This is a genomic window from Cupriavidus sp. FW306-01-F10A, from assembly GCF_058782785.1.
In genome coordinates this window covers 151,810-170,858 of record NZ_JBYSYA010000003.1, presented here as the reverse complement: position 1 = coordinate 170,858, position 19,049 = coordinate 151,810, and the positions used below count along the sequence as shown (strand labels likewise).

At 65.1% G+C, this 19,049-nt stretch carries 15 protein-coding genes and 1 pseudogene; 9 read left to right on the top strand and 7 right to left on the bottom strand.

Going from position 1 to position 19,049, the window contains the following annotated elements:
- Positions 1-221 precede the first annotated feature (221 nt).
- Entirely contained in the window at positions 222-2,390 is a 2,169-nt protein-coding gene (locus AC3WLF_RS06285) for a TonB-dependent receptor family protein (protein WP_492319385.1), read from the top strand.
- Positions 2,391-2,567: 177 nt separating this feature from the next.
- A pseudogene (locus AC3WLF_RS06280) lies at positions 2,568-2,972 on the top strand (IS3 family transposase); the annotation flags it as partial.
- A 70-nt stretch (positions 2,973-3,042) separates the two neighbouring features.
- Here the strand turns inward: AC3WLF_RS06280 and AC3WLF_RS06275 are convergent.
- Together AC3WLF_RS06275 and AC3WLF_RS06270 are read right to left on the bottom strand one after the other, a co-directional pair.
- On the bottom strand, positions 3,043-4,644 hold the full coding sequence (locus AC3WLF_RS06275) for a peptide chain release factor 3 (RefSeq protein WP_035819145.1): 1,602 nt from the start codon (positions 4,642-4,644) through the stop codon (positions 3,043-3,045).
- 173 nt (positions 4,645-4,817) lie between these two features.
- On the bottom strand, positions 4,818-5,891 hold the full coding sequence (locus AC3WLF_RS06270) for a YihY/virulence factor BrkB family protein (RefSeq protein WP_492319383.1): 1,074 nt from the start codon (positions 5,889-5,891) through the stop codon (positions 4,818-4,820).
- Between the two features lie 102 nt (positions 5,892-5,993).
- Here AC3WLF_RS06270 and AC3WLF_RS06265 point away from each other — a divergent pair, with 102 nt between their 5' ends.
- The 3 genes from AC3WLF_RS06265 to AC3WLF_RS06255 all read left to right on the top strand — a co-directional run bounded on the left by AC3WLF_RS06265 (position 5,994) and on the right by AC3WLF_RS06255 (position 7,368).
- Positions 5,994-6,188 carry a hypothetical protein gene (locus AC3WLF_RS06265; RefSeq protein WP_492319382.1) on the top strand — a complete coding sequence of 65 codons (195 nt, stop codon included), beginning with the start codon at positions 5,994-5,996 and terminating at the stop codon, positions 6,186-6,188.
- A gap of 419 nt (positions 6,189-6,607) precedes the next feature.
- A complete protein-coding gene (locus AC3WLF_RS06260) occupies positions 6,608-6,832 on the top strand; it encodes a hypothetical protein (protein ID WP_231881471.1) in 225 nt (74 codons plus the stop codon).
- Positions 6,833-6,978: 146 nt separating this feature from the next.
- A complete protein-coding gene (locus AC3WLF_RS06255; protein ID WP_492357466.1) occupies positions 6,979-7,368 on the top strand; it encodes a hypothetical protein in 390 nt (129 codons plus the stop codon).
- A gap of 113 nt (positions 7,369-7,481) precedes the next feature.
- Here AC3WLF_RS06255 and AC3WLF_RS06250 read toward each other — a convergent pair whose 3' ends face one another.
- The 3 genes from AC3WLF_RS06250 to AC3WLF_RS06240 form a co-directional block, all read right to left on the bottom strand.
- Entirely contained in the window at positions 7,482-8,849 is a 1,368-nt protein-coding gene (locus tag AC3WLF_RS06250) for a sigma-54 dependent transcriptional regulator (RefSeq protein ID WP_492319380.1), read from the bottom strand.
- 125 nt (positions 8,850-8,974) lie between these two features.
- Positions 8,975-9,445 (bottom strand): hypothetical protein, encoded by a 471-nt coding sequence (locus tag AC3WLF_RS06245; protein WP_492319379.1) that lies wholly within the window; start codon positions 9,443-9,445, stop codon positions 8,975-8,977.
- Between the two features lie 710 nt (positions 9,446-10,155).
- The gene (locus tag AC3WLF_RS06240) at positions 10,156-11,532 is read right to left on the bottom strand and encodes an NCS2 family permease (RefSeq protein WP_492357956.1); all 1,377 of its coding nucleotides are present in this window, start codon (positions 11,530-11,532) and stop codon (positions 10,156-10,158) included.
- A gap of 417 nt (positions 11,533-11,949) precedes the next feature.
- Here AC3WLF_RS06240 and AC3WLF_RS06235 point away from each other — a divergent pair, with 417 nt between their 5' ends.
- The gene (locus tag AC3WLF_RS06235; RefSeq protein WP_010811149.1) at positions 11,950-12,153 is read left to right on the top strand and encodes a cold-shock protein; all 204 of its coding nucleotides are present in this window, start codon (positions 11,950-11,952) and stop codon (positions 12,151-12,153) included.
- 1,662 nt (positions 12,154-13,815) lie between these two features.
- Positions 13,816-14,910: a replication protein RepA gene (locus AC3WLF_RS06230; protein WP_010811148.1), complete on the top strand. Its 1,095-nt coding sequence runs from the start codon at positions 13,816-13,818 to the stop codon at positions 14,908-14,910.
- 202 nt (positions 14,911-15,112) lie between these two features.
- Here the strand turns inward: AC3WLF_RS06230 and AC3WLF_RS06225 are convergent, their stop codons facing one another.
- Positions 15,113-15,316 (bottom strand): cold-shock protein, encoded by a 204-nt coding sequence (locus tag AC3WLF_RS06225; RefSeq protein ID WP_006159056.1) that lies wholly within the window; start codon positions 15,314-15,316, stop codon positions 15,113-15,115.
- A gap of 377 nt (positions 15,317-15,693) precedes the next feature.
- On the opposite strand from AC3WLF_RS06225, the gene AC3WLF_RS06220 reads away from it, so the two are divergent.
- Positions 15,694-16,353 carry an AAA family ATPase gene (locus tag AC3WLF_RS06220; RefSeq protein WP_010811147.1) on the top strand — a complete coding sequence of 220 codons (660 nt, stop codon included), beginning with the start codon at positions 15,694-15,696 and terminating at the stop codon, positions 16,351-16,353.
- 2 nt (positions 16,354-16,355) lie between these two features.
- Positions 16,356-17,369: a ParB/RepB/Spo0J family partition protein gene (locus tag AC3WLF_RS06215; protein WP_492319377.1), complete on the top strand. Its 1,014-nt coding sequence runs from the start codon at positions 16,356-16,358 to the stop codon at positions 17,367-17,369.
- 51 nt (positions 17,370-17,420) lie between these two features.
- On the opposite strand, the gene AC3WLF_RS06210 is transcribed toward AC3WLF_RS06215, so the two are convergent.
- Positions 17,421-19,004, bottom strand: a complete 1,584-nt coding sequence (locus AC3WLF_RS06210; protein ID WP_492357955.1) for a phage integrase family protein — start codon at positions 19,002-19,004, stop codon at positions 17,421-17,423.
- Positions 19,005-19,049 lie beyond the last annotated feature (45 nt).

Sequence of the window (19,049 nt, the reverse complement as noted above, 5' to 3'; positions counted from 1 at the left end):
CCCACACGCGCACACGGGTTCAGGGAAATGTCGGCAATTCACCTCTTTATGGTGTCCGAATGTCTGCACATTGATGCACAGAAACCACAATGCACCGGCGCCGGGTGCTGGCCGTCTCGCTTCTGAGAATCACTCGCATTTATAATCGCGGCCCATTGGCGCGGCCGCCCACGACGTCCCTCTCTGGCTTGCGGAACGCGCTGCTTTTCAGGAATCTCATCTTGCAGCCCGCTTTCCGCCTTTCCGGGGGTGCCATCGGCGCCGCCCTGCTGTTCGCCCAGCTTGCCGCCCTGCCCGCCCACGCCGCTGATCCTGCCCCAGCTGCAACACCCGCCGCCAACCCCGAAGCCACGCTGAACACCGTCACCGTGGTCGGCAACTGGCTGGAAAACGCCAACGAGGCCAAGGTGCTGGAGCATCCCGGCGCGCGTACCATCGTCGACCGCGAGACCTTCCAGGAAGCCGGCGCCAACAATGTGCGCGAGGTGCTGCGCCGCATCCCCGGCGTGCAGGTGCAGGAGAACAACGGCACCGGCGGCAGCGATGTCTCGCTCAACGTGGGCGTGCGCGGGCTGACCTCGCGCCTGTCGCCGCGCTCGACCATCCTGATGGACGGCGTGCCGCTGGCAGTGGCGCCCTACGGCCAGCCGCAGCTGTCGATGGCGCCGCTGTCGCTGGGCAACCTGGAAACCATCGATGTGGTGCGCGGCGCCGGCTCGGTGCGCTACGGCCCGCAGAACGTGGGCGGCATCATCAACTTCGTGACGCGCCCGATACCGAAGACCTTCGCGGCGGATGCGTCGGTGTCGACCGACATCTACAGCCACGGCGGCAGCGTCAAGACCAACCCGACCGCATTCATCGGCGGCACCAACGACAACGGCCTGGGCGGCGCGCTGCTGTACTCGGGCATCCATGGCAACGGCTATCGCGAGAGCAACGACCACGTCAATATCGACGACCTGATGCTCAAGGGCGCGTACCGGATCTCGAAGACCGATGAACTGAGCGCGGCCTTCCACTACTACGAGGGCAGGGCCGGCATGCCCGGCGGCCTGACTTCGGCCCAGTATGCGGCCGACCCGTTCCAGTCGGTGCGACCCTACGACAATTTCGACGGCCGCCGCAGCGACTTCAGCCTGAAGTACAGCCACAACGACAATAACCGCAAGTTCGAGGTGCTGACGTACTACACCGACAGCTTCCGCGGCAGCAACATCGAGCAGCAAGGCACCGGCACGCAGGCCAACCTGCGCCGCCTGACCGCGGCCCCGCGCAACTACCACACGTTCGCGATCGAGCCGCGCTACTCGCAGCTGTTCCGCGGCGAGAGCATGAGCCACGAGGTCAGCGTCGGCTACCGCTTCCTGCGCGAAGCCAGCGACGAGAAGGCATCGCGCACGGTGTTCTACACCCCGGGCACCATCGACCCGACCACGCTGCGTTCGCCGGTGTACCAGTCGCGCACGGGCGGCACCACCGCCAATGCGGTCTACATTGACGACACCATCAACGTCGGCAGCTGGACCATCACGCCGGGCCTGCGCTATGAGTTCATCCGATCGTACGTGACCGACAACTTCACCGGCGCTCGCAACGACGTCTCGTCCAACGAGCCGCTGCCATCGCTGGCGGTGATGTACCACGTCAGCGACCAGTGGAAGCTGTTCGCCAATGCCGGCGTCTCGTTCGGCCCGCTGCAGTACTTCCAGATCGCGCAGACCACCAACGGCCTGACGCCCGAGAAGGCCAAGACGTATGAGGTCGGCACGCACTTCAACGCCAACGGCTGGGGCGGCGAGCTGACGCTGTTCAATATCGACTTCGACGACGAGCTGCAGCTGCGCGGCGGCACCGGCGGCGCGCCGGATGCGTGGACCAACCTCGGCGCTACCACCCACCGTGGCGTGGAATCGTCGCTGCGCTATGACTTCGGCGCGCTCGACAAGTCGCTGGCCGGCCTGTCGGCCTACGCGACCTACACCTTCACCGAAGCCACCTACAACCAGGGCAACTTCGCCGGGCGCGACCTGCCGTTCTATTCGCGCCACGTGGCCACCGTAGGCATGCGCTATGCGCGCAACCGCTGGGCGCTCAATGTCGATGGCTTCGCGCAGTCGAAGCAGCGTTCGCCGGGCGATCCGAGCACGTCGACCAACTACCAGACAGCGGAAAGCGCAAACGGTGCGCTGGGCGATATCCCGGGCTATGCGCTGCTGAACATGCGGCTGGGCTATGACTTCGGCAAGTCGGCGCAGAATCTGAAGGTGGCGGTTGGGGTGAAGAACGTGTTCGACAAGCGCTATTTCACGCGCTCGACCGACAACAATGCGGGCAAGTATGTGGGGATGCCGCGGACGTTCTATATCCAGGCGTCGTTGGCGTATTGAGGCGAAATCAGGGGGGTGCTCCCCTCAGGTAGCAAAACGGTCGCAACTGAACTGCACCCCATCCAATCTTTGGGGTGTTTTTCATGACGAAGTACGACGAGGCATTCAAGCGCAAGGTAGTTCAGGAGTATTTGTCTGGGGGGATTGGGATCCGGGCACTGAGTCAGAAGCATGGGATACAACGGGGAGATCATCGCTTGGCAAACCAGCGAACGACCTGACTTCGCACTGATCCAGAAGATGCTCGACAAGGCATTGCAAAGACTGCGGCCGGGGGAATCCCCTTTGCTGCACTCGGATCAGGGCTGGGCGTACCAAATGGCGGCGTATCGCCACAAACTGGCCGCACGAGGCCTGCATCAGAGCATGTCTCGCAAGGGCAATTGCCTGGACAACGCGGCCATGGAGAGCTTCTTCGGCACGCTCAAGTCAGAGTGCTTCCGGCTTGAGCGTTTCGCCGATCTCGACCAACTGCGCAAAGGCATAGCCGAATACATCCGGTACTACAATCACGACCGCATCAAGCTCAAACTAAAAGGGCTGAGCCCCGTGCAATACAGGACTCAGCCCTTGGCGGCCTAACTTACCCGTCCAACTTTACGGGGTCAGTTCAAACTGCGAGCCGTTTTGTTTTTGCAGCTTTAGTACGCGATCAAACGATCTCGCGCGTCTCCATGAACTGCAGCTCCGGGAACCGCTCCTGGGTCAGCCGCAGGTTCACCATGCTCGGCGCCAGATAGACATGGTCGCCCGCGCCATCGAGCGCCACGTTATGCCCTGCCTTGGCGATCAGCTTCTCGATCTCCGCGGGCGCGCCCTTGAGCCAGCGCGCGGTCGCGCATTCATGCGATTCGAAAATGGCATCGACGCCGTACTCATGCTCGAGCCGGTGCGCGACCACGTCGAACTGCAGGATACCGACCGCGCCCAGCACCAGGTCGTTGGAGGCGAGCGGGCGGAACATCTGCGTGGCGCCCTCCTCGGCCAGCTGCTGCAAACCCTTCTGCAACTGCTTGACCTTGAGCGGGTTGTTCAGGCGCGCGCGGCGGAAGAATTCCGGCGCGAACGACGGGATGCCGGTGAACTTGAGCGGCTCGCCCTCGGTGAAGACATCGCCCAGGCGGATGGTGCCGTGGTTGGGCACACCGATGATGTCGCCGGCATAGGCTTCTTCGGTGGTGTTGCGGTCCTGCGCCATGAAGGTGATGGCGTTGTTGATCGCCACGGTCTTGCCGGCGGACACGTGCAGCAGCTTCATGCCGCGCTCGAAGCGGCCCGAGCACACGCGCACGAAGGCGATGCGGTCGCGGTGGCGCGGGTCCATATTGGCCTGGATCTTGAAGACGAAGCCGGTGAACTTGGGCTCCTGCGGCTCAACCACGCGCGAATCCGTGTTGCGCGCCAGCGGCGGCGGCGACAGCTCGCACAGCGCATCCAGCAGCGACTGCACGCCGAAGTTGTTGATGGCCGAACCAAAGTAGACCGGGGTCTGCTTGCCGTTGAGGAACGCATCCTTGTCGAAGGTGTGCGAGGCACCGCGCACCAGCTCGATCTCGATGCGCAGCTCTTCAGCCTGGCTGCCCAGGATGCGGTCCAGCTCCGGGTTATCCAGCCCGTCGAGGATCGCGGCCGTGCCCTTCTCGCCGTGCGGATCGAACAGCTGCACCTTGTCGTCGATCAGGTGGTACACGCCGCGGAAGGCCTTGCCCATGCCGATCGGCCAGGTCATCGGCGCGCACTGGATCTGCAGCACCTCCTCGATCTCGTCGAGCAGCTCGATCGGCGAACGGCCTTCGCGGTCGAGCTTGTTGATGAAGGTGAGGATGGGCGTGTCGCGCAGGCGGCAGACGTTGAGCAGCTTGATGGTCTGCGCTTCCACGCCGTTGACCGAGTCGATCACCATCACCGCGGAGTCCACCGCGGTCAGCGTGCGGTAGGTGTCTTCAGAGAAGTCCTCGTGGCCCGGGGTGTCGAGCAGGTTGACGATGTTCTCCTGCGCCTTGCCATCGGCGGTCTCCCGGCGGTAGGGGAACTGCATCACCGACGAGGTCACCGAGATACCGCGCTGCTTTTCCAGCTCCATCCAGTCCGAGGTGGCGTGGCGGTCGGCCTTGCGCGCGCGCACTTCGCCCGCGACCTGGATGGCGCCGCCGAACCACAGCAGCTTTTCGGTCAGGGTGGTCTTGCCCGCATCGGGGTGGGAGATGATGGCAAAGGTGCGTCGACGCGCAATTTCAGAAACGAGCGAGCTCACGGCAGCGGAGTTTGACTGGGAAATATTGGATGGCCCGGCGGGCGGCCGGGCCAGGGCCGGCAGCGCCCGCGGGCGATGGCGGGGCCGGGCTCTGCGGGCACGCGAAGGGAATGGGGCGCTATTTTACCGGTTTTGGGCACCGCTCCGGGTTTGTGGCGCCCAGGTTCGGCAAGTTATTCCGCCAGCTTCTCTGCCGGCTTGCCACGCAGGCTGCCGAACTGCAGCGCGTACTGGCGCGTCAGTTCCGCGCCGAAAAAGAAGATCTGTGCCGAGTAATACACCCATAGCATCAGCGCCACCACCGAGCCCGCGGCACCGTATGACGAGGCCACGGCGCTGTTGCCCAGGTACAGGCCGATCAGCCGCTTGCCAATCGAGAACAGCAAGGCGGTGATGACCGCGCCCATGGTGACGTCGCGCCAGGCAATGCGCGCGTTGGGCAGCATCTTGAAGATCACCGCGAACAGCGCCGTCACTACGGCAAAGGAAAAGGCTGTGGAAATCACATCGGCCACCGGCGCGAACCACGATTGCGTCCACAACTGGCCCCACAGGCGCTCAACCACGGCCAGCGCCGCATTGACGATCAGAGACACCAGCAGCATGAAGGCCAGCACCAGCACCAGGCTGAACGACAGCAGGCGCGTGCGCAGCAATTGCTGCCAGCCCGCGGTCTCGGGCACCGGCACATGCCAGATATCGTCCAGGCTGCTCTTGAGCTCGGCAAAGGCACTCGTGGCGCCCACGAACAGGATGCCCGTCGCCACCAGCGCCGCCATGCCGCTGCCGCCGGCGCGGTGCGTGGCCGCCAGGATTTCCTGGATGGCCGTGGCGCCCTGCTCGCCCACCAGGCCTTCAAGCTGCGAGAAAATCTCGCCGCGTGCGGCCTCGGCGCCGAAGAACAGGCCGGCGATCGAAATCACCAGCACCAGGATGGGCGCCAGCGAGAACAGCATGTAGAAGGAGAGCGCCGCCCCTTTGCTGGCCGCCCGATGCGCGAACCAGGAGTTGATGGCGGCGGCGACCACGCGCAGGGTGCGTGCGCCGGTATGGCGGTCCGGCAGCCAGTGCGGGCGATGCCTGCGGTGCTGTGACGCCGCGCTGCCGGCGGAAGAGGACTGGTGTTCGGTATTGTCGGTCACGGCCAGGTGCTGGCGCGATGCGCCAGGCGGATCGCGTGTGCGTTGCGCATGCCTTCGCGGCGCGGTCTGTGCGGCGAAGGCCCGTGCGTTCATCATACTGCGCATTGCGCGCTGCCCCAAGCCGGCGCACGGAGGCAACCTGCTACAGTAGGACCAGGCACACCTGCCGGCGCAACCCGTGCCTGCGCGCCGGCGCAAGGAGGCACCGTGACCTGCAACCTCCGCACGCGCCCTGCGGCCGTGCTACTGATCATCGGCATGCTGGGCTGCGTCGGCTGCGAACGCAGCCAGCCGGGCCCCAAGCCCATTTCCGGCACGGCGGCCAGCGCCACCCCGGGCGCACCCGCCACGCTCAATCCCGCCGACACACCAGCCAAGCCGGCATCGGGGCAACCACGCTGACGGCACTGCAGGCAGGCACTGACCGGGGCGTACCCGTTTCTGCGTGACGTATCGGCGGCCGGTGCAGATGTTGCCGGGCCGCTTCCGCTGCAATGCCGGTTTCAGGCGTGCAACGCGTTGCAAGTGCGCGCCTGCGGGCGTAGCGCAGCGCGTTATCCCGCACCCCGCGTACGCAACGTGCACCCGGCACCGCACCAGCGCGGCCACCACGCGCGCCGCCGCGCGCATGGCGCGTTGCAGCGGCGAAACCGATTGGTCTGCCACCGCGCTCCGGGACCTGCCCGCACTCGCCCCGCATACCGCAAACCCGCGTGGCATAAGCCTTTGCGGCCCTTGGCACACTTGTCGCTCAGGCTGGGCAGGGGCACATGGGCCCGTGCCCATGGAATCAGCCATTGCATGCAGGAGAAAACCCAGACATGCGTCATCCGCCATCACGCATGACGGCGCGCCGGCGCTCCTACCGGCTCGCGGGTCCGCCGCCGTCGGTGGTGGACCTGCTGTCGTCGCCACTGCTGCCCCATCCGCGGGCGCGCACGCCGCCCGCCACGCCGGCCGCGCAAGGCGCTGGCTGCGCAGCGACGGCCAGGCACGGAGTTGCCAGGGCTGCCTTCCGGCGCCACGCGGGCAAGCGGCGCGCGTGACCGCAGGCAGCATTGGCAACGCAGGATGTCGCGGCAGGCTGGCGCCGCGAACGGAATGATGGCGGGTACGCGAGCCAGCGTGCCCGCGCGGATTTGGTGCTCCGTCCCCCGGCGGGCACCGTTTTTTCCACAGGGAGGCACCCGCCATGACAGCCGGAATGCTTGCCGCCACGGTGCTGGCGGTGTTCTCAACCAGCGCCGCGGCGGCAAGCTACGCCTGGTTCGACCGCCCCGAAGCGGCCAGCGCCGACAGCCACGCGGCGGTCAGCAATGATGTTTATGTGCGCGGCTTTGGCTGGGCCTGGGGGGAACTGCAGCTATCGCCGGACACGCCGTCCGGTGCCGCCGCGCCAACGCCAGGGCGGCAAGCGCGCGACAAGCCGGAGCGCGGCGCGATCGTGCCGTGGCGCCAGCATGACGAGAACGGGCCGCCGCGCCAGCCGCGCGGCAAGCTCAGCATGAACCTTGCCGCCGAGCCGATGGATGCGGCCAGCGGCGAGTCCGGGGCCAGGCAGCCCCTTGCGGTGGTGCGCTGACGTGCCGACGGGCACGAGGAAAGGCGGAGCCGGCGAGCGGACGTCGCCTGTTCCCCTTTCCTGCGGCGCCTGGGATTGCGTCCGGCCTCCGGCAACCTGCGCCGGCTTGCCGCTTACTCGCCCGCCGTCGCCTGGCTCTCCACGCGGATGTTGTGCTTGTGCATGAGCCGGTACAGCGTCACGCGCGAGACATTGAGTTCGCGCGCGGCCGGCACCACGTGAAAGCCGTGGCTGGCCATTACGGTGCGGATGGCCTCGCGCTCGGCTTCTTCGCGGATCGCGTCGAGGGTCTTGCGCGGCAGCTCCGCCCCGCCGTGCAGCTGCAGGTCTTCGGCGGTGATCTTGCGGTTGTCGGTCATCACGATGGCGCGGCGCACGCGGTTGATCAGTTCGCGCACGTTGCCCGGCCACGCGTACTGCATCATTGCCTGCGTTGCGCAGGCCGAGAACCCGCGAATGCGCCGGTGCGCCTCGTGCCCGTGCTCGGCCAGCACCGCGTTGGCCAGCTGCAGGATGTCCTCGCCGCGCTCGCGCAGCGCCGGGATGGTCAGCGTCAGCACGCACAGCCGGTGGAACAGGTCGGAACGGAAGCGCCCGTCGGCCTGTGCCGCCACCAGGTCCACGTGCGTGGCCGAGATGATGCGCAGGTTCAGCGGGATCGACTGGTGCCCGCCCAGGCGGGTGATCATGCCCTGCTGCAGGAAACGCAGCAGCGCCACCTGGCTTTCCAGCGGCAGATCGCCGATCTCGTCCAGGAACAGCGTGCCGCCCTGCGCCTGCTCGATCCAGCCGATCTTGCGCTGGTTGGCGCCGGTGAACGCGCCCTTCTCATACCCGAACAGCTCGGACTGCACCAGGTGCGAGGGAATCGCACCGCAGTTGATGGCGATAAACGGTCCCTTGCGCCGGCTCGAGGCATCGTGGATCGCCTGCGCGGCGAGTTCCTTGCCGGTGCCGGACTCTCCGGAAATGAACACCGGTGCTTCGTTGTGCGCCACCTTGGCCAGCGAGCGGAACATCGCCCGCATCGCCGCGCACTCGCCGATCATGGTGCCGCGCGAGGCGGTCTCCTGCGGGCGCGCGCCGTGCAGCGACGCCATGCCCTGCGCATGCTTGAGCGTGTAGAGCAATTCAGGCATCGAGAACGGCATGCGCACGTAGTCGACGCAGTAGTCGCGGATCAGCCGGCGCGCGCGCTCCTGCGCCAGCATTTCATCGGAGGTGATGGCCACCCATGTAATGTGCAGGTACTGCAGTGCCTGTTCGAGTTGCGCGAACTCGGCATCGCTGTAGTCGGACTGCAGGTCGATCACGCCTGCCATGGGTGGGCAGGCCCGCACCACGCGTTCAAGGTCGCGAATCTGCTGGACCCGGCGGATTTCCCATCCCGCGGCTGTGCCAGACGGGTCAAAACCAAAATCTTCATGACGCGACACGACCACGATCTGTGCAGTGCGTGACGCCTTGCACAGTCGGTCCATCACGATCTCCCGGACGTTAGGCTTGTTCTTGGTTCGGGCACCCGTGTCCGCCGTCGCGGCCTGCGGCCGCGGCGGACGGTGGGGCTGAACTGGCTGCGGGCACGCACCCGCGCGCGACGTCGGTATCACGAGCTGGACAGACTGCGGAGTTGCTCATCGGGCGCGGCAAGATCGTCCGCACCCGCCTGGAGCTGAGCGCGGATACGCCGCCGCACAGCCTCCTTTTCACGCATCAACTCCAGGCGCGGCGCCTGCTGCGACTGGCCGGAGTATTGGTAGTAGAGCGTCTTGTAGGTCTGTTGGCTCAGGATCCATTCCTGCAACAGCGTGCGCTGGCGTGTCAGTTCGCCTTCGAGCAGGCGATGGCGGCGCAGCAGGTTGGCCACGGCCGCGCGTGCGCTGTCGCTGAGTTCGCTGTCGTCGGCAAGCAGGGCGGCCACCTCGGCCGTCGCGCCGTCATGGACGGTCCGCTTGCTGGGTGCTTCGCCTGCGGCTTCCCCCACGGCAGCCCAGGCATGATGGATGGCTCGGATGGAGCGGTTATTAGTCTCCCTGACAGGCCCGATAGCGGGTCGCCGGATTTCTCCTGCGGTCATGATAATCCCCGTTGAACAACATCCCCCGGCACTACACGTCTGCGGTTACCACTTGTCAGTCTTTGAACTAGTTTTTGTCTGCGTGGCGCGCGTGTTTCCCGCACGCTCCCGGATGGTGGCTATGCCGCCTTGTTGACGGTCTGGACCGAAATGTCCACCGACCGGCGAACGGCGCTCAGGCGCTCTCGGTTGGCTCCGGCATCCTGCCGCATGCACCGGAGTCAAGAAGGGGCGCCTTGCCGCGCCCCTCTTTGCCACGTCTATAGTTCAGTGCATTTAGGCCACTTTGTCCAGCCCCGCGTGGGTGACTTACAGCCAATCTCATACTTTGGTATGAGGCCGCGCGCACACTGGCCGCCGGCCTGCCACCGCCACCTTTTCGGACACATTCCGAGCAGTCGATGTCTGCATCCATGCTACGCAGAAACGGGTACGCTTTGACACCCCCGAACGGGTGATGGCAGCACCGTCACCGCGGGTGGCGCAAGCCGTGCCGCATGCCCGAGGGGTGTAGCGGACGGTCACGCAGAAACAGGTACGCCCGGCCGGTGGACCCGCTTGCGCGGCCCGCAGAAACGGGTACGGCCGGCGAGTGTTGGACGGCGCCACGGCTCCCGCCCGGCATCACGATGGCAATATCATGACAGCAGCGCACCATGGAATAGGGCGGCCCAGGCCGCCCTTCCTTCATCCCATGCCGGCTGGCGCGCTCAATGCCCCGGCAGGTAGTAGAACTTGAAGATGAACACCGCCGCGATGATCCACACCATCACGGGCACGCTGCGTGCGCGGCCGGTCAGCAGCTTGAGCGCCGCGTAGCTGATAAAGCCGAACGCAACGCCGTTGGCGACCGAGTAGGTGAACGGCATGCCAAGCGCGGTCATCACCGCGGGCACGACTTCGGTGACGTCATTCCAGTCGATCTCCAGCAGCTCGCGCAACATCAGGCAGGACACATACAGCAACGCCGGCGCGGTGGCATAGGCCGGCACCGTGCCGGCCAGCGGCGCGATGAACAACGCCGCGAGGAACAGCACGGCCACCGTCACCGCCGTCAGTCCGGTGCGCCCGCCCGCCTGCACGCCGGATGCGCTTTCGATATACGCCGTGGTGGAAGACGTACCGAGGAACGAGCCCGCCATGATCGCGGTGCTGTCGGACATCAACGCCTTGTTCAGCCGGTCCATTTTCCCGGCCTTGAGCAGGCCCGCGCGGTTGGCGACGCCCATCAGCGTGCCGGTGGCGTCGAACAACTCCACCAGGAAGAACACCAGCACCACGTTGATGATGCCGATCGACAGCGCGGCGGAAATATCGAGCTTGAACAGCGTCGGGCTGAGCGACGGCGGCGCGGAGAACACGCCGTGGAAGGTATTGCCGGCAAACGCAAAGCTCAGCAGCGTGGTGAGCAGGATGCCGATCAGGATCGCACCCTTCACCCGCAAGTGGTCCAGCGCCACGATCACGAAGAAGCCGATGATCGCCAGCACCGCCGAAGGCTGGTGCAGGTCGCCGATGGTCACCAGCGTGGCCGGGCTGGCGGTGACGATGCCGGCGTTCTTCAGCGCGACAATCGCCAGGAACAGGCCGATGCCCGCGGTGATCGCCACCCGGATCGAGTGCGGAATGCCGTTGACGATCATCTCGCGCACGCGGAACAGCGTCACCAGCAGGAACAGGCAGCCGGAAATAAAGACCGCGCCGAGCGCCGCCTCCCACGCAAAGCCCATGCCCTTCACCACCGTATAGGCAAAGTACGCGTTCAGGCCCATGCCCGGCGCCATCGCGATCGGGTAGTTCGCGTAGAAGCCCATGATCAGCGTGCCGATCGCCGCGGCCAGGCAGGTGGCGACGAACACCGCGTCTTTCGGCATGCCCGCATCGCCCAGGATCGACGGGTTGACGAAGATGATGTACGCCATCGTCAGGAACGTGGTGACGCCGGCGAGGATCTCGGTGCGCACATCGGTCTGGTGTGCGCGCAGCCTGAACAGGCGCTCGATCAGCGAAGGCGCGGCCTGTGGCTTGCCGTGCGGCGGATTGGTGGTTGACGTGCCCGGCTTGGAAGCGGGTTCCGGCATCGACATGACTGGTCTCCTGATATCGTTATCTGTGCGCGGCGACAACAACGGCGCGGCCGCAGGTGGCTGGCTTCGGCCTGAAGCATCCCGCGACGCCCCGCTGGGCGGCAAGCGTACTCTGGTGCAGGTCGGCCCCGCTTCGCCACGCACAGGCGAATAAGCGATATGCAAAAGGCGTGATGATCCCACAGCGCGAACCGCTGAAGCCAGCGGCGCCACGGGGATGCTTCGGGGCGTCCCCGGCTTGACGCTTGCGGCAATCCCCCGTATAAAGCCGCCTAGATTCAAGCGACGAGGCAACAGTTCATTCGTTAGCCACCGTCTGGTACTTCGGTTGTCCATGGTGTCCTTTCCTTGAGTTTCCCGTGTCGGATGACGTTTTCGTCATGCGATGTTTTTTGTCCTTTTTCTGGAAAGCAAATCATGCAAACCGGTATCGTCAAGTGGTTCAACGACGCCAAGGGCTTCGGCTTCATCAAGCCGGACGCGGGTGGTGACGACCTCTTCGCCCATTTCTCGGAAATCCGCGCCGACGGCTTCAAGTCGCTGCAGGAAAACCAGCGCGTGCAGTTCGAAGTCAAGAATGGCCCGAAGGGCCTGCAGGCCGCGAACATCACCCCGCTGTAAGCATTGACTGCCGGCGCGCCCCGTGCGCGCCGAACAGCGCAGAACCCCGCCCGATGGCGGGGTTTTTTGTTTTCAGGCACGGATAGCGCGTTCAGCGGTGCTGGCTGCGCCACCTTCATCACGTCCCGGCCCCCGTCCTGTTCCCCGCCTCCCCGGTCATGCAGACCGCCAGGCGCTCCGCTCCAGCCCCCACCTGCCCATGCCGCCGCCAGCCAGCACCTCTGGCCTTGCGCGCGGCACGCTTTCCTGCACACCACCCAGCCTTGCGCTCCACGCAGAATCAGGTACGCCCTGCTGCGCCGCACTAGGTCAGCCGCGGCCCATGAGCCTCGCAGAAATGGGTACGGTCTGTCTGGCAGGCCAGCTCGCGCTGGGCAGCGCGCACGCAGAAACAGGTACGCCCTGCAGCTGCTGTGGTCTTTCCAGGCGCCTTATGGCACGAAGAAATGGGTACGCCCCATATTTTTTTCGAATTCGATTCGGCCGATGCCAGCGATTCTCCGGCCCACATTCCTCCTACATATCCACAAGACCGGGCCGGACCGACGACGCAGAAACGGGTACGGCGAATGTTGCAACGCAATAACCATCTGAAGCCCTGAGGCTGCCGCCACCTCACGCAGAAACAGGTACGCCCACGGGCGCAGGCGCACCACTCAACGCCACGCAGAAACGGGTACGCCAACGACATGCAAGGCCGCTGGCTACCCGGCCGCGCTGCGGTATCCATGATCTGTCTGCGCAGAAACAGGTACGCCGTGCAGCGCCGCGAATTTGTTACGTATACGTTGAGTGTAAGCGCTAGCTTTTTATGTAAGTCTCATGTAGAATGGAAACTTGGTAACAGTTGCGTCTGAACAGCGCCATGGGTCTGCGCAGAAACGGGTACGCATGACTCGGAAGAGCCCGGAAGGAGGTACGCAGAAACGGGTACGCTCCGTGGCGCACCAGGGTGCGAGAGTCGGCACGCAGAAATGGGTACGCCGCAGAAACAGGTACGCTGCGGCAGCACGGCAGCGGCTTTTCAGGCCAGCGCAGAAACGGGTACGGTTTCAGGCCTCGGAACGCAGAAACGGGTACGCCTGGCGTGCAAAGCGCCGTTCAGCAGCCCGGCAAATGAACCAGTTTCTGCGGGGATAACCGGTTTCTGGCGGTGCTTCTGCGGGAAAGACGCCCTGGAACGCCCGCAAAACGCGTATATCCGGCGCTCGCTCGCAGAAACGGGTACGGTTTGCGGAGTGGCCGCTGTGGAAAAGGCTGTGGAGCCCGCAAGTTATCCCCGCAGAAACCAGTTCGCCCCGCCCGCAGATACAGGTTCGGCTTGCCGCAGATACGGGTTCGGCCCTTCGCAGAATCGAGTACGTTTGCCCGCAGAATTGGGTTCGGCGGGGTTGGTTTTTCCCTTACGAATCAAGGCGCTGAACTTCACGTATACGGTTTACAAGTAGTTAACCCGTATCGGTATCGTTTACTGGTAGTGGATGGGTGGCGAACCGTGGACAACCCTGGCGGGTTGCCCACCGTCCGCCACCATGCGACCAGTCGTGAGATCCCCGGCTCGCAAAAAACAGGGCGAGCAAGGCAAAGGCTTTGCGTACCTGTTTCTGCGTGACAACCTTTGCGGCTTCGAGTACAAAGGCGGGTAATCCGAAGCACGCCAATATGCCCATCAAACGCTCCCCGGCCACCACGGGGGATCGAAGCGTCCTCGATCTGGACGCCGAACCCTCCCGCATCATTGTTCCCGGCAACGAGAACAACCTGGTTCCGTCCGAGAAATTCCAGCGTCTGTTCGACGAAGCGCAGGCCATGGAGCGTGAAGACGCCTGGCAAAGCGGTGAAGTCGGCTTCCTGAGCCGCGCCAGCGTCCAGGTAACGCTGCCCTACCGCGCGCCCAAGGGCGCGCCGCCGGTATGGACCCGCACCAGCGGCAATATCTCGCTGATGATCCAGCCTGGCTACTTCACGCAGCAACGCTCCGAGCGTGCCGCCAACGGCCGCCAGAAGCTGGTGTCCGAGACCGTCTCGCTGGGCTACCCCTATGGCTCCTATCCGCGGCTGATGCTGGCCTGGATCGGCAAGGAGATCATGGCGAAGAAAAAGCGCGGCGAATTCACCGGCACGGTAGAGGACCGGCGCATTTCGCTGGGCAATTCGCTGTCCGAGTTCATGTACAACCTCGGCATTCCGATGGCCACCGGCGGCAAGCGCGGCACCATGACGCTGGTACGCCAGCAGATGATTCGCCTGTTCTCGGCGACCATCGCCATCGTGCAGAACAAGTCGACGCCGAGCCAGAACCAGAATCCCAACCACGAGCCACTGTCGATCGATCGGGTGGGCTACCTGCTGGCCGACCAGCTGTCGACCTGGTGGGACCCCATGCAGCCTGGTCAAGGGTCCATGTTCGAGAGCTTCGTGGTGCTGTCCGAGCCCTTCTTCAACGAACTGGTCAACCGCCCCGTACCGGTCGACATGCGCGCGCTCAAGGCGCTGAAACAGTCGCCGTTCGCGCTGGACGTGTATTCGTGGCTGACCTACCGCTTCTTCACGATCCAGCGCCGCACGGAAATCCCGTGGGAGGCGCTGCAGATGCAGTTCGGCACCGAGACCGAAAGCGAGCGCAAGTTCCGTGCGCTGTTCCGCAAGGCCCTGAAGGATGTGCTGGTGGTGTATCCCGGTGCCAAGGTCGATGCGGATTCGTCCAAGGCGCTGATCCTGCAGCCTTCCCGGACCAGCGTGCGCAAGCTGGGCTGATCTGCTAGCTTCCCGCCCGGGGAGATCCGCGCACGCCGTTGCACGTGCTCTCGGGACGGTATCAGCAGGGCCGGGCGCCCCGGAGCTGAGGCCGGGCACCATGTCCGGCCCCTGAATGCAAAAAAGGCAAGCGTTCAACGCTTGCCTTTTTTGTTTGCCTGCCGCGGACGGAGCCGCAACGGGCGGGATCAGCCGAGGCTGGTCAGGCCGGCTTGATTGCCGAAGCCTGCAGGCCCTTCGGGCCTTGCTTGACTTCAAACGTCACGCGCTGCCCATCCTTCAGGGTCTTGAAGCCCGAGCCCTGGATTTCCGAGAAGTGCGCGAACAGGTCTGCACCACCGTCGTCCGGGGTAATGAAGCCAAAGCCCTTGGTCTCGTTGAACCACTTGACCGTACCGGTTGCCATAGGAATTTCCTTTTCGAAGCAAGTTCTTGTACACAACGCAAACAACCGTTCAAGCACGTTGAGTTCTCGTAGATACCGAACGGAAGCCGACGAGGTTGACACGACTTGACTCGACTGTAGCGCGCATCATAACCACTTTGGATTGCGGTGTCATGTGCGGCGTAATGCGCACTACAGATACTTTAGGCACATTCCGTCCTGCTTTTCAAGCAATTTTACGGTCCGGCCGGTTTCCGGCTGCCAAATGGCGGCCAGTGGGCCCCGTGGCGGCAACATATATTTTGTAAATTTGGAAAACGGTTGAAGCATCACGTGCTTTTGGCTACAGTTGCGCCTTAAGAATCAACCGCGCTTTCAGCGCTGAAAGAGAGGTCGCAGTGCCAGCCAAAATCATCACAGTCTTTAACCAGAAAGGCGGTTGCGGCAAGACTACGGTCAGCATGCACCTTGCTGGCACGCTCGGCCTGCGGGGCGCGCGCTCGATGCTGGTCGACATGGACGAGCAAGGCACCGCCACCCGCTGGGCGGCGCAGGCCAGCGACGAGCGGCCGTTCCCGGCTTCCGTGATCGGCCTGGCGCCCTCGGGCGGCGCCATGCACCGCGAGGTCCGAAAGTTCGTCCAGGATTATGACTACATCGTCGTGGATTGCCCGCCGGCGGTGCATTCGGCAGCGCCCTCGAGCGCGCTGCTGATTTCCGACCTTGCCATTATTCCGGTGGTGCCTTCACCGCCGGATCTGTGGGCGGCGGTTGCGGCCAAGACGCTGGCGCAACACGCCCAGGTCCAGAATGAGTCCTTGCTGATCCGCGTGATGGCCAATATGGTCCAGCGCCGCGTCTCGATCGCGCGCCAGGCCATTGAAATCCTTGGCGACGACGGCGACGTACCGCTTTTGAATTCGATGATCGGGTCGCGCTCGGCATTCCGGGAATGCCAGGCGATCGGCTGCACCGTGCACGGCGTCGCCGGCGCACGCGAGGCGGTGCAGGAGGTCGACATGATGGTCGATGAAATACTGTCTTTGATTGAGCACTAGGCATGGCTACCAAACTGAAGAGCCTCAAGGCTGGCATGCTGGCCGGCATGGCGGCCGAAAAGACCCGCAACGATACGCTGGACCGTTTCGCACGCGCGGAAGCGGCCATTTCCCAGCATCCGAATGGCTTGCTGCAGGGCAGGGGAGCCGATGGAGCGCCTGTTTTCAGCGCTGAAAGTCCTGGCGAAGCCGCCGCGGGTCGGCAGCTGATCAGGATTCCGCTGGCGCAACTGCACGACAATCCTCTCAACGCGCGGCGCCTCTACGATCCCGCCGTGGTGCAGGAGCGGGCGGCATCCATTGCCACGCACGGCCAGAAGACCCCCGGCCTGGCCGCGCCCGATCCGGCGCGCCCCGGCCATTACATCCTGATCGACGGTCATTACCGCAAGCGAGCCCTGGCGTCTGCCGGCAAGCTCGAGATGGAATGTTTTGTCGAAAACGACCTGAGCGACCTGGACTTCTACCGGCTGTCGTTCATGCTCAACGAGCAGCGCTCGGACCAGTCAGCGCTGGACAATGCGATCGCCTGGCGCCAGTTGCTGGACGAAGGCAAGGTCCAGAAGGAAGAGGAAATCTGCGAGCTGACCGGCATGTCGGCCGGCACCGTGAACAAGACGCTGGCGCTGCTGCGCCTGCCCGAGTCCGTGCTGGGCGTGATGCGCGAGCGCCCGAGCGCGATCGGCATCGCCGCGGGCTATGAGCTGACGCTGTACTGCAAGCTGGCGGGCGAGGAGCGCACGCGAGAACTCGTGGCGCGCATCATCAATGACGGCCTGTCGAGCCGCGAGGTTGAAGCCATCCGCAAGCACGCGCAGGAAGGCAAGGCGCGCAAGGTCAAGGAAATCAGCCGGCAATACAAGATCCGGACCGACAGCGGCCAGTTGCTGGGCACCATCAAGGAATGGGACTCGGGACGCGTGATGCTGGACGTGCAGCTGAGCGACCGCAGTGCCCGCGAGGCGCTGGTCGAGGCCCTGAAGGCCCGCTTCGGGCTGGATAACACGCTGCTCTGAGCCGGGAAGGCACGCCATGGCGGCGCTGCGGCAGCATTGCCGCCGCAGCGCTCAGGCCAGCAGGTCGCGCGGCGAGCGCGCGCCAAACTCCGGATCACAGGTCTTGCGGTAGCGCTCAAGCATGCTGGACAGCAGGGCATGCAGGCCACGCACCGAGTAGCCGGCCTGCGGCAATGCCGCCAGCTTGCGCTGCGCGCGCCGGGTCGGCGGCGCGGCCGGTGGACCGATCAGCGAGGCGTCTTCGGTGCCCGCGCCATCCCACTGGAGATTGCGGTCACGCCAATGCCGGGCCAGCGCGTGCTGCGTGGCCAGGCCAAAGCCAGGCGTTCCGTCTGGCACAATACTTTCCACACCGTCTTCCGGAACCCGCGCAGGCTGCTGCATCGGCGCCAGCGAACGCCGCGTGACCGAGGTCAGCCGGTCCAGGCTGAGCCGGTGTTCCCGCAACAGCAGGATTGCCGCATGGGCCGTTCGGTAGCGCTGGCCATCGCCGTCGCCGCCCCGGCGTTCCAGCCATGACAGGAAGGGGGCCAGGCTGGTCTCGGCAACCTGCAAGGTGTCCGGCCGCGCCGCCTTTGTTGCCGTCGAGGCATCGGTGCCATCCGGGATCCGGGCTGGCCAGAGCGCTGCGCCCGGGTAGCCGTTGCCATGCATCCAGCGGAACAGGGCGGCCAGCACCCGCATGCTGTGCCGCACGCTTGCCGGACTGAGCGGGCCGGTGAACGGACGCCATCCGGCCAGGTAGCGCGGCGCCCGTGGTCCGCACCAGCGGCTGGCCGGTTCGGGCTGCGCCAGGAAGCCCAGGTAGGCCCGGCGGTCGTCCAGATCGAGCTGCGACAGGCCCTTGCGCCGCTCCAGCGCTGCCCACAGCAGCAGGCGCTCCGCCTCCTTGCGGTAGGCCGAGAACGTGCTGCCGCTGTCACCAGCGGCATCGCGCAGCCAGGCCTGGACCACGTCGAGGCCCTGGCTGTACGGGCAGCTGGCGTCTGAGGCCAACGCGGGCGACGCGGTCATCCATTCCAGCGGCAACGGCTGGCGCAGCCCTGGTCCCAGCCTGCCTCGCTCGAGCAGAGTGCGGTTGCCGACGTGTTCGCCCAGCAATGGCTTGCCGTCCGGATCCCGGAAGGCAGCGCGGTTCTCGCCGAGCCAGCGGTTGACGGCCGCGCCGGCAAGCGCGCCAATGCGCGGGACGGTCCGCCACCAGGCGCTGCCGCGTCGGTTTGCAAGCTCAAAAAGAGTATTAAGAGTCACAATTTCAGCCTTGCGCAAGCGCCGCGCCAAGGCTGGTGCAAACCACAACTCCACGCCGTGCTGGGGGCGCGGCGCCGCCGTACCCAAGCGTTCGAGCTCCGCCAGCGCGTCGACGCGGCGATCCATGCCGCGGTTGGAGCGGCCAGGGCCGGCCAGCAGCAGTTCGGCCAGGTCCGCCCGTCCGTGCAGGTGCGCGAGCTGGACCATCCGGTCGCGCAGGGCAAGCAGGATTCGCAGCGCAGACTCGGCCCCGGCTTCGTCGTCATCGGCTTCGTCGGCCAGGTAGCGGGGCACCACCATGGCCGCCGGCATGCCCTGGACATAGGCGCGCACCGCTGCAAATTCGCTGCGGGTGAGGCTGACCGTCATCATTCCGGGAATCATGGGCAGGTATGCGCTGAATGGCTAACTTCTTGATTTATAAGGCAC